This is a genomic window from Cupriavidus sp. HMR-1, from assembly GCF_000319775.1.
GTDB lineage: Bacteria > Pseudomonadota > Gammaproteobacteria > Burkholderiales > Burkholderiaceae > Cupriavidus > Cupriavidus metallidurans.
Genome location: NZ_ANKP01000073.1, coordinates 1 through 13,770, shown reverse-complemented (window position 1 = coordinate 13,770; position 13,770 = coordinate 1). Strand labels below are relative to the sequence as shown.

Here is a 13,770-nt window from a genome sequence, read left to right as displayed (position 1 = left end):
CCTGAGGGGCCGCCCGAGGGGGATTTACCCGGGCGGGTGGCGTTAGCTGGCGAGTTGTTCCTCGACGAACGTCAGCCGGTCGTTGCCCCAGAACAATTCGCCATCGACGATGAAGCTTGGCGCGCCGAAGATACCGCGTGCCACGGCTTCTTCGGTCACCTGCTTGAGTTCGGCCTTGACCTCGGGGTCGTCGAGCATCGTCAGTGCCTCGCGCGGGTCGAATCCCGCCGCCACCAGCACCTTGCCGATCTCGTTCGGGTCGTTGAGGTTCTTGCCGTGTTCCCACATCGCGCTGAAGATCGCGTCGACATAGCGATGGAACTCGGCGTCGCCCTTGCGCTGGTAGCCGATCGCGCCACGCATCAGGGTCAGCGTGTTCACCGGAAAGAACGGGTTGTGCCGGAACGGTGCGTCGTAGCGCCGGGCCCAGCGTTCGGTATCGCCGGACGACCACTTGCTCTTGGCCGGAATCTCGGCCGGGCTATGGTTGCCCGTGGCCTTGAATACCCCGCCCAGCAGCATCGGCCGCCACACGATCGTGGCGCCGGTACGCGCCGCCACGCGAGGCAGTTCCTTGTACGCCAGGTACGAGTAAGGACTGCCGAAATCGAAGAAAAATTCCACCTGCTTGGTCATTGCATGTCTCCTTTGTGTCCGGCTTTGTGCTTCTTGGCAATGCTGGCTTGAGGGCGATTACCAGTGTTCGATCCAGGGACGCAGATCGAGTTCGTGGGTCCAGGCATCGCGTGGCTGTTGATGCAGCATCCAGTAAGTGTCCGCGATATGGTCCGGATTGACGATGCCGTCCTGTGCCCTGGTGGCGTAGCGGTCGGGGAAATTGTCGCGGATAAAGGCGGTGTCGATGGCGGCGTCGATGATCAGGTGGGCGACGTGGAGGTTCTTCGGGCCAAGTTCACGTGCCATGCTTTGCGCCAGCGCGCGCAGCGCGTGCTTCGCGCCCGAGAATGCCGACATGCCCTCGCGGCCGCGCGTGCTTGCAGTGGCGCCGGTGAAGAAAATCGACCCGCGCTGCCGGGGCACCATGACGCGCGCGGCTTCGCGGCCCATCAGGAAGCCTGCGAAACAGGCCATCTCCCAGACCTTGAAGTAGACGCGCGAGGTGGTTTCCAGAATCGGGAAATTCACGTTCGCGCCGATATTGAACACCGCGACTTCCAGTTGCCCGATATCGCGCTCAATGCGCTCGATCATGGCAACCGTTTCTTCTTCCTTGCGCGCGTCGCAGCCAAAGGCATGGGCCTCGCCGCCTTCGGCCCGAATCTGCTCGACCAGTGGCGCGAGTTTGTCGACATCGCGTCGGGTGACGCAGGCGACATAACCCTCGCGGGCAAAGCGGCGGGCGATGGCGCCCCCGGTGGCGTCGCCGGCGCCGACGACGAGGATGGCTTTCTTCTCAGGCACGGTGTCTCCTCCTGCCAGGTTGAATTTCGGAAAGGGTGCTGCGTGGAATGCCTTGGGTGTCCTGGGTGTTTGCGTAGTGGCTTGCATTATGACAGGAACGATCCCATACCGTATGACCTGAGAATCCGTCCTTGACTTTATATCGTACGATATATATCTTAAGATGCATCGTAAGACTTATTGGAGTGCAATCATGAGGGACTGCTTTGGTTCTGATGGTAGGGGTGAAGGTCGCCAAGGTCATCAAGGGCGGCATGGCGGACACGGGCATTGGCGCGGGCAGCGTCACGATGGCTTGCGCGTGCTGATCCACGCGATGGGCCGAGGTGGCAGCTTCTGGTCCCGTGGAGGCGGTGGGGATTGGGACGGCTCCGATGGCTTCGATGGCGAAAGCCTGCGCCGTGGCCGCAAGTTCAGCGCCGAGGATCTGCAACTGCTGTTGCTGTCGCTGCTAGAGGAAAAGCCGTCACACGGCTATGAGCTGATCAAGGCGCTGGAGGCGCGCACGGGCGGGTTCTACAAGCCGAGCCCGGGTGTGGTCTACCCCGCGCTGACCTTCCTGGAGGATCTCGGCTACGCAACGGTCGATACCGAGGGCAACAAGAAGCGCTACCAGTTGGCAGACGCCGGTCGCGCCTATCTGGAAGAGAACCGTGAGCGGCTGGAGCAGATGCTGGCACGGCTGCAGCACGTGGCGCGCAAGATGGACTGGATGCGCCGGGCCATGCGCGGCGAGCCGCAGCGCGAGCCCGAGCAGGGCGGATGGGTGCCCGAGTTCGTGGCGTCGCGGATGCGACTCAAGCAGGCGCTGGCGCTTCGCAGCGGTGTGTCTCCAGACGAGCAGCGCCGGATTGCCGCCATCCTGAGCCGCGCGGCGGATGACATCGAATCGGGAGACCAGAACGCATGAATGACGACCGCAATCTGACAGTCGAGCGCGTCCGCCATCCGCTCAAGATGCGCCTGCTCAAGGTGCTGCGCACGCACCGGGTATCGCCGCAGTTGCTGCGCGTGACACTGGGTGGCGAAGACCTCGCGGATTTCGTCTCGGGCTCGTTCGACGATCACATCAAGGTGTTTTTCCCGCCCCCGGGTGCGGAAAAGCCTGCGCTGCCAGAAGTGGGGGCCGACGGCATCCGTTTTCCGGAAGGGCAGCCCCGGCCAGAGACACGCGACTACACGCCCCGCCGATACGACAACACAGCCCGCGAACTCGACATCGAGTTCGTGCTGCATGGCGACGGGCCTGCTTCCACCTGGGCGGCGCAAGCGCAGCCGGGCCAGTATCTCGGCGTGGGCGGCCCACGCGGTTCGTTCGTGATCCCGCGCGGGTTCGACTGGCATCTGCTGATCGGCGACGACACCGCGCTGCCAGCCATGGCTCGTCGTATCGAGGAACTGGGCCCGGACGCCCGTGTGATCGTGGTGGCGGAGGTGTCGGATGCCTCGGCGCAGATTCCGCTCGCGACAGGGCCGAATGCGCAAGTGCACTGGGTGCACCGCGAAGGCCGGCCCGAAGGTAGCCAGCTTGCGCCGACGCTTCGCTGGCTCAGCTTGCCGCAGGGCGAAGGCTACGTCTGGGCTGCTGGCGAGGCCGCCGCGATGCGCGAGGTGCGCCAGTATCTGGTGGGCGAGCGCGGCATCGACAAGTCGCGTATTCGCGCATCGGCTTACTGGAAACGCGGCAATGCGGCGGTGCATGAAACGATCGACGACTGAAGAGTTGAATCGCGACATCTGAAATTTTTCGTCGCGGGCTCCGGCAGGGGCGTGGCGCGGATACACTAATCGCCACGCTCATCGACACAGGGATCTGCCATGCCGCGCCTTCGCCTGTCGCCATTGTTTGCCGTTGCCGCCGCCATCGCCGCCGCTGTTGGCACCGCGGCGTGCGCCCCCGACTCCGTGCGTAACTACGAGGCCCATGGCCTCAACAAATATCTGAACACGATCCAGGATGCGTGCGCCGACACGCGGCTTGGCAACCACAACCTGGGCGAGTGGCTGCGCAGCGGCACCACCGATAGCGACAGCGACTACGTCTACTGGCTCGACCAGACCTCCAGGCTTTACTACAGCCGCATCGATGTGCCGCAGTATCGCGACGCGATTGCCGGGTCGATGGGGGGTACCAAGTCCAATGCCGATGCGCTCGATTGCATCGTGCGCCATCTTCCTCCGGATCGTCCGACGCAGCCGCCCAGCGGCATGTTCCAGTAACGCAGCGCAACGCGCGTTGTTCGACGCGTGCAATTTATTGGTTGTGCGATCGCGCGCGTCTTGCTAAATTCAGTCCCCAGCGACCGAGACAACGGTCGCGACGTCGCTCGGACGGTTCCGGGCGCTTACGTAAAGGACTCCACATGACTGCCGATTCCGGCAAGCGCCGCTTTGCGCGCATCGATCGTCTCCCCCCGTACGTTTTCAATATCACCGCCGAGCTCAAGATGGCCGCCCGCCGCCGTGGCGAGGACATCATCGACATGAGCATGGGCAACCCCGATGGCGCCACGCCGCCGCATATCGTGGCCAAGCTCGTCGACGCCGCGCAGCGGCCGGACACGCACGGGTATTCGGCGTCGAAGGGCATCCCGCGGCTGCGTCGCGCGATCTCGCACTGGTACCGCGAACGCTATGACGTCGATATCGATCCGGACAAGGAAGCGATCGTCACGATCGGCTCGAAGGAAGGCCTTGCGCACCTGATGCTGGCCACGCTGGACCGTGGCGACACCGTGCTGGTGCCCGACCCCAGCTACCCGATCCATATCTATGGCGCGGTGATCGCGGGGGCAGACATCCGTTCAGTGCCGCTGACGCCGGGTATCGACTTCTTCGCCGAACTGGAACGCGCGATTCGCGGCAGCTACCCGAAGCCCAAGATGATCGTGCTGGGTTTCCCGTCCAACCCGACGGCGGCCTGCGTGGAGCTCGATTTCTTCGAACGTGTGATTGCGCTGGCGCGCAAGCACGACATCTTCGTGGTGCACGACCTGGCTTATGCCGATATCGTCTTCGATGGCTGGAAGGCGCCGTCGATCATGCAGGTGCCGGGCGCGAAGGACATCGCGGTGGAGTTCTTCACGCTGTCCAAGAGCTACAACATGGCGGGATGGCGGATTGGCTTCATGGTCGGCAATCCCGACCTCGTGGCCGCGCTGACGCGTATCAAGAGCTATCACGACTACGGTACGTTCACACCGCTGCAGGTGGCGGCGATCGCCGCGCTCGAGGGTGACCAGCAGTGCGTAAAGGAAATTGCCGCCCAGTACCAGTCGCGCCGCGACGTGCTGGCACGCGGGCTGATCGAGTCGGGCTGGCCAGTCGATATTCCAAAGGCTTCGATGTACATCTGGGCCCGCATCCCGGAACCCTATCGCGCGCTCGGCTCGTTGGAGTTTTCCAAACAACTGCTGGCCAAGGCCAAGGTATCCGTATCCCCCGGTATCGGGTTTGGTGACTACGGCGATGAGTACGTGCGATTCGCGTTGATCGAGAACGAATCGCGTATCCGTCAGGCCGTGCGCGGGATCAAGGCGATGTTCCGCGCGGATGGGCTGGTGACGGCGCCAGGCGGCTGATCTGCAGTTGGTTTTTTCCCCTCTTCCGCGAGCGGAAGAGGGGAGCCAGCAATCGGCAACACCCAACCTCAGAAATATCCCACGAACCGTTTCATGATCGGCGATAGCGCATCCGCGCGATGCGCCATCAGGATGCGGCTGCCTGCGTCGGGCCCGGCGATGGCGCGGTATGCCACGCCGGGGATGCCCGTGCGCGCGTAGATCGCCGGTAGCACCGACACCCCCGCACCACTGGCTACCAGACCGATGATCGTGGTGGCCTCGCGCGCTTCCTGCGCGACATTCGGCGCGAATCCGGCGCGATTGCACAGTGTGGTCACGTGGTCGAACAGGCCGCAGCCGAGTCCGCGGGGAAATAGCAGGAACTTCTCGCCGGACAGTTCACTGATGTCAATCTCTGTCTGCTCATTCGATCGCGCCAACGGGTGGCCGACCGGTAGCACCGCCACCAGACGGTCCGCCAGGACTTCCCGCACTTCAATACGCGCCGGTGGCCGGAACTGAGGTGAGGGACGCAGGAATCCAATGTCGACTTCGCCACTTTCGAGTTGCTGGAGTTGCTGGCCGGTGGACATGTGCACCAGTTCAAGCCGGGCATGGCGATGTGCCTCGCGGAAGGCGTGCACGGCGCGCGGAAAGACATCCTGCATCGGCACCGACGCCGTGAATCCCACCCGTATCTCTCCTGCTTCGCCGGAGGCCACCTGCCTGACCACGTCACGCGCTTCGTCGAGATTGGCCAGCGCCGCCCGTGCCTTGTCCAGGAACAGTTCTCCGGCCGGCGTTAGCGCCACGTGATGGCGCGACCGTTCCAGCAGCGGGCTGCCCAGTTCATCTTCCAGTGCCTTGATCTGGATGCTGAGCGGCGGCTGGCTGACATGCAGCCGGCGGGCGGCCTCGCTGAAGCTCAGCGCCTCGGCCACGGCCACGAAATAGCGAAGTTGGCGAAAGTCCATTGATACGAATTCGAAATAACGAGCCACCTGAAAACATATTGGACAGTATCACGACCCGCGCCGAGAATGTGCCAGGAGATTAATAACATCTGGAGACATCATGCTGCGCGGGCTCGCTCGTATTCATGTTTTGCAGGGCGGGAGCCGCCCGATTCTGGCCGCAATGCTGGCCACCGCGCTGGCAATCGGCGCCCAGACGGCCCGCGCCGACGCGTATCCCGACCATCCGATCCGACTGGTCGTGCCGTATGCGGCGGGCGGCGCGGTCGATATCGTGGCTCGCTCGGTTGGCCAGCGTATGAGCCAGCAACTCAAGCAGCCGATCATCGTCGATAACCGCCCCGGCGCCAGCACCAATATCGGCATGGACTTCGTGGCCAAGGCCCCGGCCGACGGCTACACGATCATGATGGCCTCGAACAGCCTGGCGACGAACGCGGCGCTGTTCAACAAACTCAGCTTCAACCCGGCCACGGATTTCGCGCCAGTGGCGCGGATTGGCGAGGCATCGCTGGTGGTGGTCGTGCCGGCCAAGTCGAACATCACATCGATGAAGGGGCTGATCGCCCAGGCCAAGGCGGAACCGGGCAAGCTTAGCTTCGGTTCGGCCGGCAACGGCAGCTCGGGCCACCTTGCAGGCGAAATGCTCAAGGAGTCCGCTGGCATAGACGTGCTGCACGTTCCATACAAAGGCGGCGCGCCCGCCATTACCGACCTGATCGGCGAACGCCTGACGTTCATGCCGATCAATCCGCTTGAAGTGATCAGCCATATCAAGTCCGGCACGTTGCGGCCGCTGGCGGTGGCCAGCGCCAGCCGTTCGGCGTTGCTGCCCAATGTCCCGACTTCGAAGGAGGAAGGGCTGCCCGCCTTTACGGCCTCGGTCTGGTGGGGACTCGTGGCGCCCGCCAAGACGCCCGCGCCGGTCGTCAAGGCGCTGAACTCGGCGGCCAACGCCGCGTTGAACGATGCCGACGTGCGCAAGCAGCTTGGTCAGCTTGGTGTGACGATCGTCTCAGGCACGCCCGAGCAGTTCGGCCAGTTCATCCGCTCGGAAACCACGACCTGGACCGGGGTGATCCGCAAGGCTGGGATTACCGCCGACTGAGGGGCTGACTGAGTGGCCAACTGAGCGGCCAACTGAGCGGCCGATCGAGGCCGCATCCGGGCGCCTGACTGCGCCCATTCTCTCGAAAACGTTTTTCGTATTGCCATGTCCGTACAACAAGCATCGGCTGCAAAGCCCTCCATCCTGGTGGTCAGCGCCCACGCCGCTGATTTTGTCTGGCGCGCGGGCGGTGCCATCGCGCTTTACGCCGAGCGTGGTTATCACGTGCGCATCGTGTGCCTGTCGTTCGGCGAGCGCGGCGAGTCCGCGAAGATGTGGCGGCAGCCGGGCATGACGATGGACCGGGTCAAGGTCGCGCGTCGCGAGGAAGCCGAACGCGCCGCCGAGATCCTGGGCGGCACGCTCGAATGCTTCGATCTGGGCGACTATCCGCTGCGCGTGCCCGACGAAGCGCTGCTGCGGCTGGCCGACATCTACCGCGACATTCGCCCGGAACTGGTGCTGACGCACTCGCGTGAAGACATCTATAACTTCGACCACCCACTGGCCACTCACGTGGCGCAGGAAGCGCGCATCATCGCCCAGGCGCATGGCTACAAGCCCGAGGTGCCGGTGATCGGCGCGCCGCCCGTGTTCCTGTTCGAGCCGCACCAGCCGGAGCAGTGCAACTGGAAGCCGGATGTGCTGCTCGATATCTCAGCGGTCTGGGAGAAGAAGCAGCGCGCGTTCACGACGATGGCCGCGCAGGAGCACCTGTGGGAGTACTACACTCGCGTCGCGCTTCAGCGGGGCGCGCAGGCAACGCGCAATTCCGATCGCAAGATTACCTACGGTGAGGGCTACGCCCGCATTTTCCCGCAAGTCTCGGAGGTCCTGGCATGAGAACCGTCGCTTATCGCAATATCCTGCGCGCCGAGTCGCGTGATGTCGAAGCGCTGGGCAAGTTCGGCGTGGCGACGGTGCATGAGGCCCAGCGCCGTACCGGGCTGATGAAGCCATATCTGCGGCCGATCCAGTCCGGTTCGGCAATCTCGGGCTGTGCCGTCACGGCGCTGATGCATCCCGGTGACAACTGGATGATCCATGTGGCCGTGGAAATGGTTCAGCCCGGCGATGTGCTGGTGGTGGGCCTGGTGAGCGACTGCACCGACGGCGTGTTTGGCGATCTGCTGGCAACGTCGCTGAAGGCGCGCGGCGCGCGCGGGCTGATCATCGATTGCGGTGTGCGTGACGTGTCGACGCTGAATGCCATGGGCTTTCCGGTCTGGTCCCGCGCGATTTCCGCGCAGGGCGCGGTCAAGGAGACCGTGGGCGCGGTCAACGTACCGGTGGTCTGCGCCGGCACGCTGGTACGACCCGGGGATGTGATCGTCGCGGACGATGACGGTGTGGTCGTCGTGGCGCGACCGCAAGCGGCGGACATCGCCGCGAAGGCGGCCGAGCGGGAGGCGCTGGAAGCTGGCAAGCGCGAGAAGCTGGCCTCCGGCGTGCTGGGCGTCGACATGTACAACATGCGTCCGGGGCTGGCTGAAAAGGGTCTGGTGTACCTCGATCAGACTGTCGACTGGTACAGCGGCGCCAACGAAGCCTGAGACCCCGGAGCCGGCGTCTCGGCGCGCCGGGTTTCGCATCTGGTATAAGACGTCCCACGAGATGACGATCGTTGCCGCCGGAATCGGCGGTAGCGATGCCAGGGGACACAGATGGAATTGCGCCAGCTTCAATACTTCGTGCGAGTGGTCGAACTCGGCAGCATGAGCCGGGCGGCGCTTGAGCTCGACATGGTGCAATCGGCTGTCAGCCAGCAGATCAGCCGGCTCGAGAGCGAACTGGCCACGCGCCTGCTGCGCCGGACGCCACACGGCGTGACGCCGACTGAAGCGGGCCTTGCGTTCTTTCACGAAGCCCAGCTGACGCTGCGGCACGCGGAGCAGGCGCGCCGCGCCGCGCATCAGGCGCGGCTGACCGGTACGGTCAGTGTCGGGCTGGCGCCGACCACGGCCTCGGTGATCGGTGTGCCGCTGATTCGCGCGATGCGCGAGCGCTATCCCGACGTGCGACTGCATATTGTCGAAAGCCTGTCGGGACACCTGACCGCGATGCTCAATGCGCGCCAGCTCGATCTGGCCGTGTTGTTCGATACGCATGCCGCGCGGCGCTGGACGGTCATGCCGCTGCTCGAGGAAACGCTCTTCCTGATTCAGTCCCGCAATGCCTTGCCGCAGGGCAAGGCCGAGCCGCCCACGCGTCTGACCATGGCCGATCTTTCCGAGGTGCCGCTGATCATGCCCACCGGTGTTCATGGTCTGCGCAGCACGCTCGATGCGGCATTCTCCCGGGCCAAGGTTGTGCCGCATGTCACGCAGGAGATCGATTCGCTGGCGATGCTGATGGATGCCGTCGACATGGGCTTCGGCACCACGCTGCAACCATGGGCGGCAGTGGGGCGCTATCCCGATGCGGAAACGCGATTTCACCTGGCGCAGATCGACGATCCGCAGGTAGGTCGTCAGAACCTGCTTTGCAGTTTGTCGGACGATGAGTTGTCACCCGCTGCGCTGGCGCTGCGGGTGGTGCTGGCCGATACGGCGCGTGGTCTGGTGCGATCGGGAGGTTGGCGCGGGGCACGGCTGCTAGAGGCACTATCAAAATGATTCTGGCGTCGTTGCGCGCCCTTGGCCAGTCCACTTGTACTGTCTGCGGCCGCCCCCTTGCAGGGCGCGCATGTGCTCGCAGGCACATGCCGTTCCGCAGGCGGCTCGCATACGAGCCGAAACCCCTGCTTCACCCTAGCCAGAACCGCTTCGCTTCATTTTGATTGCGGCTCCTAGGCTTTTCTCCTCTCCCCACGCCTGGGCCAATCACCCGGGCCGATCAGTTCGGCATCCCCTTGTTGTCCTGCTTCTCTTCCTTGAACTGAAGCTGGAGCTGATGCAGACGCGCATCGACTTCGGACAGCGTGTAGAAGTCGCCATCACCGGCCTTGCGCGCGATCTGGAGTTGTTCGATAGCGGCCTGGTACGAGCCATCCATCGCATACTTCTCGGCCATCGCCTGATGCTGCTGCAGGCGCTTGCCTTGCGCCGCGTAGGCGCGCGCGAGCAACTCCCACCATTCGGATCGGCTGGTTTCCTCGCGCGTGCGGGACCGCAGGAACGTTACGGCGTCGTCTAGCTTGTTCGCTGCGACAAGCGTGTCCGCATAGGCCAGCGCCGCCGCATGAGACAGCGGAAACGCGCGCATCGTGGCCAACGCCTGCGTCAGCGCATCCTGCGTCCTCCCCTCGGCACGCGCCAGCTCCACCGCCATCACATCCAGCATCGGACTGCCCGACGTCGCACCCGGGATATTGCCGTAGAGGCGACGCGCCTCCGCAAGCGCCTTCTCGGCATCGGCAAAACGGCCCAGCCGCTGATTGGCGAAGGCGATGCCGTAGTAGACCGCCGGCAGTCGCACCGCCGACGTGTTGCTGTTCACCTGGGCCTGGAAGACGGCCAGCACGTTGCGCACATCGTTCGGTGTGGGCTCCTGAATCACGCGTGCCCGCGCGCGGGCGAACTCGTACTCGGGCGTGTTCGGTACCTTGTGCGGCGGCACGTGACTCACGCGGTCCTGCATGTCGGCGATACGCTCGGACGTCAGCGGGTGGGTCCGCACATAGGCCGGGACGGAATTGTCCGAGATGCCCATCACGCGTTGCAGGCGCTGGAAGAAATCGGGCATCCCCTGGGGATCGAATCCCGCCGCCGTCATGATCTGGAAGCCAACGCGGTCGGCCTCGCGCTCGGCGCCGCGAGAAAACGAAAGCTGGTTCGCGACGGCCGCGCCCTGCCCGCCCATCGCCAGCGCCGCCGCGGCATCGCCGCTCTTGGTGGCGGCCAGGCCGGCCAGCACCATCGAGGCCAGCGCGATCCACATCGACTGGTTCTGATTGGTGATGCCGCGCGCGATGTGCCGTTGCATCACGTGGCCGATTTCGTGCCCCAGCACCGACGCCAGTTCGGATTCGGTCTCCGACTGCACCAGCAGCCCGGTATGCACGCCGATGTAGCCACCCGGCATGGCAAAGGCATTGATCGAGCGATCCCGCACGCCAAACAGCTCGAAACCGGTGGCAAAGGTGCCCGAACCATTCGAGCCCGAGATGTTCTGCCGGCGCGCCGCCTGAACGAGCCTGTAACCAAGCGCATTCAGGTAGTCGTTCATAAGCGGGTCGGAGACATAGTCGGGATCCCGGCGGATGTCACGCATGATCCGGTCGCCGAGGCGCTTTTCCATGTCCGGCGACAGCGAGGCCGTCGACGGATCACCAAGATCGGGCAACTGATTGCCTGAACTCTCCACCACCGTGTTGGCGCTGCGCAGCCCAAATTCGGACTTCTGGCCGGCCCGCACGCTCCGGCTAAGGTTGTCGTAGACCTGATCGCTGGCGTCGCTTGGAGGGGGGGGCGCGGCCGGGGCGCTGCTCGTCGTGCCCGGCGGCTTTGCGGACGTCCCCTGCACGCCCTGAGGCCACGCCGGAGCAGCCATTGTCAGCACCAGCACGGCGGCAAGCGCACGCGACATATGTGATGCGCGCGAGGCTGGCGCTGCGGCTGCGAGTGGGTGAGCACTCAGCCGGGCTGGCAGGCGGAAAGGCCGGAGGGTCTTGGGCATGTTGCTATGATAGCGGCCTGCGGATGACGTTCCCATCGGGCAAGCCCCAGCACACATTTCCTCCTGTTTCGCCATGAGCCAGCTCACACATTTCGACAACGCCGGACAAGCCCATATGGTCGACGTCGGCAACAAGGCCAACACCCATCGCGTCGCCGTGGCAACCGGCACGATCACGATGCTGCCCGCGACCTTCGCGCTGGTGCGCGACGGCAACGCCAAGAAAGGCGACGTGCTCGGCATCGCCCGCGTGGCGGCGATCATGGCCACCAAGCGAACCGCCGACCTGATCCCGCTCTGCCATCCAATTGGCCTGACCAAGGTGGCGGTCGACTTCGCACTCGACGAACCGAGTTCGACAATCGCCTGCATCGTCCGCACCGAGACCCACGGCCAGACCGGCGTGGAGATGGAAGCGCTGACCGGCGTGCAGGTCGCCCTGTTGACCATCTACGACATGTGCAAGGCGGTGGACCGGGGGATGGTGATGGGGAATGTGAAGCTGCTGGAAAAGCATGGCGGCAAGTCGGGCGACTGGGTGGCGGGCACCGCATAACGACACCGCTGCATAGCCGGGCTTTGCCTTCCCGATCACCGACGCCGCTTATGCCGCACTGAAATATCGCATATGACATTAATGTCGTAACTGCATTCGACCACCGCTACCGTCGCGCCTATATTGGAACGAACGTTTTTACGCCGGGGACAACAGCCACCTGAGGGGAGGTGGAAAAGTGAAGACACTCCTGATGCTAGCGGCCGCTTGTGCCGCGCTAGGTGCCGGCATGGCCCATGCCGGTAATGGTCCGAGAGATATGTACCTGGATGGCGCGAGGACGCCAGATCCGTACACCGATGGCGCCAAGGCCACCCGCTTTGACGTCTATACCGATGGGGCAAGTGTGCTTGGCAAACGTGACGTGTTCAGCGATGGCGCGAGCACCATTGACAAGCGAGACACATTCACCGACGGCGCCTGAAAGGCGTCTTCACGGGTGGCGAGATGGGCGCCGGAATACCAGGCCAGGGAAACGTCCCTGGCTTTTTCTTGTGCTCATAAGCCGGCACCCATGACAGCTTGGGACGGGCCAAGGCAGTCAATGTCACCCATGACGTACCGTGGACGTATCGTGATTCACGACACCGGACCGCCACGTACCTGTCACCGCATATCCCGCCCGTAATAAAGGTAACGCCACATTTCGGAATGATCCAGGCTACCCCTGCCTGAGGCAAATTGCTATTCAATGTAATTGGATTGACGCGCGCCGCCGGCCTCGGTACGCGGGATCAGGACAAGGCGCGTTAACGGCAAGACAGGCCAGGCAGGGGGTACATCATGAACGGGCGCAAGCTTTGCCAGATAGCGCTGGTGGCAGCGGCGGCATTGGCGATCGTCAGCACGTCCGCGCAGGCGCACGGCGGTGGACACGGCGGCGGAGGCGGACACGCGCATGTTGGTGTCGGCGTCGTCGTCGGACCGGGTTGGGGCTGGGGCTGGGGTCCTGGATGGGGCTGGGGCCCCGGCTGGTATGCGCCCTATGGTCCTTACTACTATCCCGGCTACTACCCGCCTTACTATCCGCCCGCCGCAGCGGTCGCCCCTTCCGAGCCTCCGCAATACGTCGAACAGGGCAACGTGAGCAACCACGGCGCGCCCGGCGACGCCAATGCGTGGTGGTACCACTGCAGCCGGCCGGAGGGCTATTACCCCTACGTCAAGGATTGCCCTGGAGGATGGCAACGCGTGCCGCCACAGCAGCCGTCGTCTTCAAATCCCTCTAACCCCGGAGTGTCTTCATGAATTTGCGTACCCTGAGCTTGCTGACCCTGGCCGCGACAGCCTCGCTGGGCCTGGGAGCCTGCGCGGTGATGCCATCCGGGCCTACGGTGATGGCGTTGCCAGGCTCCAACAAGACGTTCGACCAGTTCCGCGGTGACGACTACAACTGTCGCCAATTCGCATTCCAGCAGATCGGTGGAACCACGGCCCAGCAAAACGCCAACGCAGCAGCGGTGGGTAGCACGGTGGTCGGGACTGCGCTCGGCGCCGCGGCCGGCGCGGCATTCGGTGGCGGCAGCGGCG

General features: G+C 64.3%; 15 protein-coding genes and 1 pseudogene. 12 read left to right on the top strand and 4 right to left on the bottom strand.

Annotation, left to right across the window (positions count from 1 at the left end; genetic code table 11):
• Nucleotides 1-42 precede the first annotated feature (42 nt).
• Both D769_RS11155 and D769_RS11150 read right to left on the bottom strand, forming a co-directional pair.
• A complete protein-coding gene (locus D769_RS11155; protein ID WP_008645068.1) occupies nt 43-636 on the bottom strand; it encodes a 2-hydroxychromene-2-carboxylate isomerase in 594 nt (197 codons plus the stop codon).
• 57 nt (nt 637-693) lie between these two features.
• Nucleotides 694-1,422, bottom strand: coding sequence for an SDR family oxidoreductase (locus D769_RS11150; RefSeq protein ID WP_008645067.1), 729 nt, complete (start codon nt 1,420-1,422; stop codon nt 694-696).
• Nucleotides 1,423-1,738: 316 nt separating this feature from the next.
• On the opposite strand from D769_RS11150, the gene D769_RS11145 reads away from it, so the two are divergent.
• The 4 genes from D769_RS11145 (at nt 1,739) to alaC (ending at nt 5,003) form a co-directional block, all read left to right on the top strand.
• Nucleotides 1,739-2,332, top strand: a complete 594-nt coding sequence (locus D769_RS11145) for a PadR family transcriptional regulator (protein WP_051705428.1) — start codon at nt 1,739-1,741, stop codon at nt 2,330-2,332.
• Nucleotides 2,329-3,141 (top strand): siderophore-interacting protein, encoded by an 813-nt coding sequence (locus tag D769_RS11140; protein ID WP_008645065.1) that lies wholly within the window; start codon nt 2,329-2,331, stop codon nt 3,139-3,141. The genes D769_RS11145 and D769_RS11140 overlap by 4 nt, the downstream gene beginning before the upstream one ends.
• Before the next feature lie 99 nt (nt 3,142-3,240).
• On the top strand, nt 3,241-3,642 hold the full coding sequence (locus D769_RS11135; RefSeq protein WP_008645064.1) for a hypothetical protein: 402 nt from the start codon (nt 3,241-3,243) through the stop codon (nt 3,640-3,642).
• 143 nt (nt 3,643-3,785) lie between these two features.
• Entirely contained in the window at nt 3,786-5,003 is a 1,218-nt protein-coding gene (alaC, locus tag D769_RS11130; RefSeq protein ID WP_008645063.1) for an alanine transaminase, read from the top strand.
• A gap of 68 nt (nt 5,004-5,071) precedes the next feature.
• Here alaC and D769_RS11125 read toward each other — a convergent pair whose 3' ends face one another.
• On the bottom strand, nt 5,072-5,959 hold the full coding sequence (locus D769_RS11125) for a LysR family transcriptional regulator (protein WP_008645058.1): 888 nt from the start codon (nt 5,957-5,959) through the stop codon (nt 5,072-5,074).
• A 100-nt stretch (nt 5,960-6,059) separates the two neighbouring features.
• Between D769_RS11125 and D769_RS11120 the strand changes: the two genes are divergently transcribed.
• The 4 genes from D769_RS11120 (at nt 6,060) to D769_RS11105 (ending at nt 9,682) form a co-directional block, all read left to right on the top strand.
• On the top strand, nt 6,060-7,067 hold the full coding sequence (locus tag D769_RS11120) for a tripartite tricarboxylate transporter substrate binding protein (RefSeq protein WP_008645056.1): 1,008 nt from the start codon (nt 6,060-6,062) through the stop codon (nt 7,065-7,067).
• Nucleotides 7,068-7,172: 105 nt separating this feature from the next.
• Nucleotides 7,173-7,910: a PIG-L deacetylase family protein gene (locus D769_RS11115; RefSeq protein WP_008645054.1), complete on the top strand. Its 738-nt coding sequence runs from the start codon at nt 7,173-7,175 to the stop codon at nt 7,908-7,910.
• Nucleotides 7,907-8,620, top strand: coding sequence for a 4-carboxy-4-hydroxy-2-oxoadipate aldolase/oxaloacetate decarboxylase (locus D769_RS11110; RefSeq protein ID WP_008645052.1), 714 nt, complete (start codon nt 7,907-7,909; stop codon nt 8,618-8,620). Before D769_RS11115 ends, D769_RS11110 begins: the two co-directional genes overlap by 4 nt.
• Nucleotides 8,621-8,731: 111 nt before the next feature.
• Entirely contained in the window at nt 8,732-9,682 is a 951-nt protein-coding gene (locus tag D769_RS11105; RefSeq protein ID WP_008645050.1) for a LysR substrate-binding domain-containing protein, read from the top strand.
• A 220-nt stretch (nt 9,683-9,902) separates the two neighbouring features.
• On the opposite strand, the gene D769_RS11100 is transcribed toward D769_RS11105, so the two are convergent.
• Entirely contained in the window at nt 9,903-11,594 is a 1,692-nt protein-coding gene (locus D769_RS11100; protein ID WP_008645048.1) for a M48 family metalloprotease, read from the bottom strand.
• 163 nt (nt 11,595-11,757) lie between these two features.
• On the opposite strand from D769_RS11100, the gene moaC reads away from it, so the two are divergent.
• The 4 genes and pseudogenes from moaC to D769_RS11085 all read left to right on the top strand — a co-directional run.
• Entirely contained in the window at nt 11,758-12,240 is a 483-nt protein-coding gene (gene moaC, locus D769_RS11095; protein WP_008645047.1) for a cyclic pyranopterin monophosphate synthase MoaC, read from the top strand.
• Between the two features lie 178 nt (nt 12,241-12,418).
• A complete protein-coding gene (locus D769_RS11090) occupies nt 12,419-12,664 on the top strand; it encodes a hypothetical protein (RefSeq protein WP_152414967.1) in 246 nt (81 codons plus the stop codon).
• Between the two features lie 359 nt (nt 12,665-13,023).
• Nucleotides 13,024-13,488 (top strand): hypothetical protein, encoded by a 465-nt coding sequence (locus D769_RS30995; RefSeq protein WP_008645045.1) that lies wholly within the window; start codon nt 13,024-13,026, stop codon nt 13,486-13,488.
• Nucleotides 13,485-13,770: pseudogene (locus D769_RS11085) on the top strand (glycine zipper family protein); the annotation flags it as partial. The gene D769_RS30995 and the pseudogene D769_RS11085, both read left to right, overlap by 4 nt.

Coding starts and splice junctions, on each gene's coding strand:
- alaC (WP_008645063.1), top strand. CDS start 3,786: ATGACTGCCGATTCCGGCAAGCGCCGCTTTGCGCGCATCGATCGTCTC.
- D769_RS11100 (WP_008645048.1), bottom strand. CDS start 11,594: ATGTCGCGTGCGCTTGCCGCCGTGCTGGTGCTGACAATGGCTGCTCCG.
- D769_RS11120 (WP_008645056.1), top strand. CDS start 6,060: ATGCTGCGCGGGCTCGCTCGTATTCATGTTTTGCAGGGCGGGAGCCGC.
- D769_RS11140 (WP_008645065.1), top strand. CDS start 2,329: ATGAATGACGACCGCAATCTGACAGTCGAGCGCGTCCGCCATCCGCTC.
- D769_RS11125 (WP_008645058.1), bottom strand. CDS start 5,959: ATGGACTTTCGCCAACTTCGCTATTTCGTGGCCGTGGCCGAGGCGCTG.
- moaC (WP_008645047.1), top strand. CDS start 11,758: ATGAGCCAGCTCACACATTTCGACAACGCCGGACAAGCCCATATGGTC.
- D769_RS11105 (WP_008645050.1), top strand. CDS start 8,732: ATGGAATTGCGCCAGCTTCAATACTTCGTGCGAGTGGTCGAACTCGGC.
- D769_RS11110 (WP_008645052.1), top strand. CDS start 7,907: ATGAGAACCGTCGCTTATCGCAATATCCTGCGCGCCGAGTCGCGTGAT.
- D769_RS11115 (WP_008645054.1), top strand. CDS start 7,173: ATGTCCGTACAACAAGCATCGGCTGCAAAGCCCTCCATCCTGGTGGTC.
- D769_RS30995 (WP_008645045.1), top strand. CDS start 13,024: ATGAACGGGCGCAAGCTTTGCCAGATAGCGCTGGTGGCAGCGGCGGCA.
- D769_RS11135 (WP_008645064.1), top strand. CDS start 3,241: ATGCCGCGCCTTCGCCTGTCGCCATTGTTTGCCGTTGCCGCCGCCATC.
- D769_RS11145 (WP_051705428.1), top strand. CDS start 1,739: ATGGGCCGAGGTGGCAGCTTCTGGTCCCGTGGAGGCGGTGGGGATTGG.
- D769_RS11155 (WP_008645068.1), bottom strand. CDS start 636: ATGACCAAGCAGGTGGAATTTTTCTTCGATTTCGGCAGTCCTTACTCG.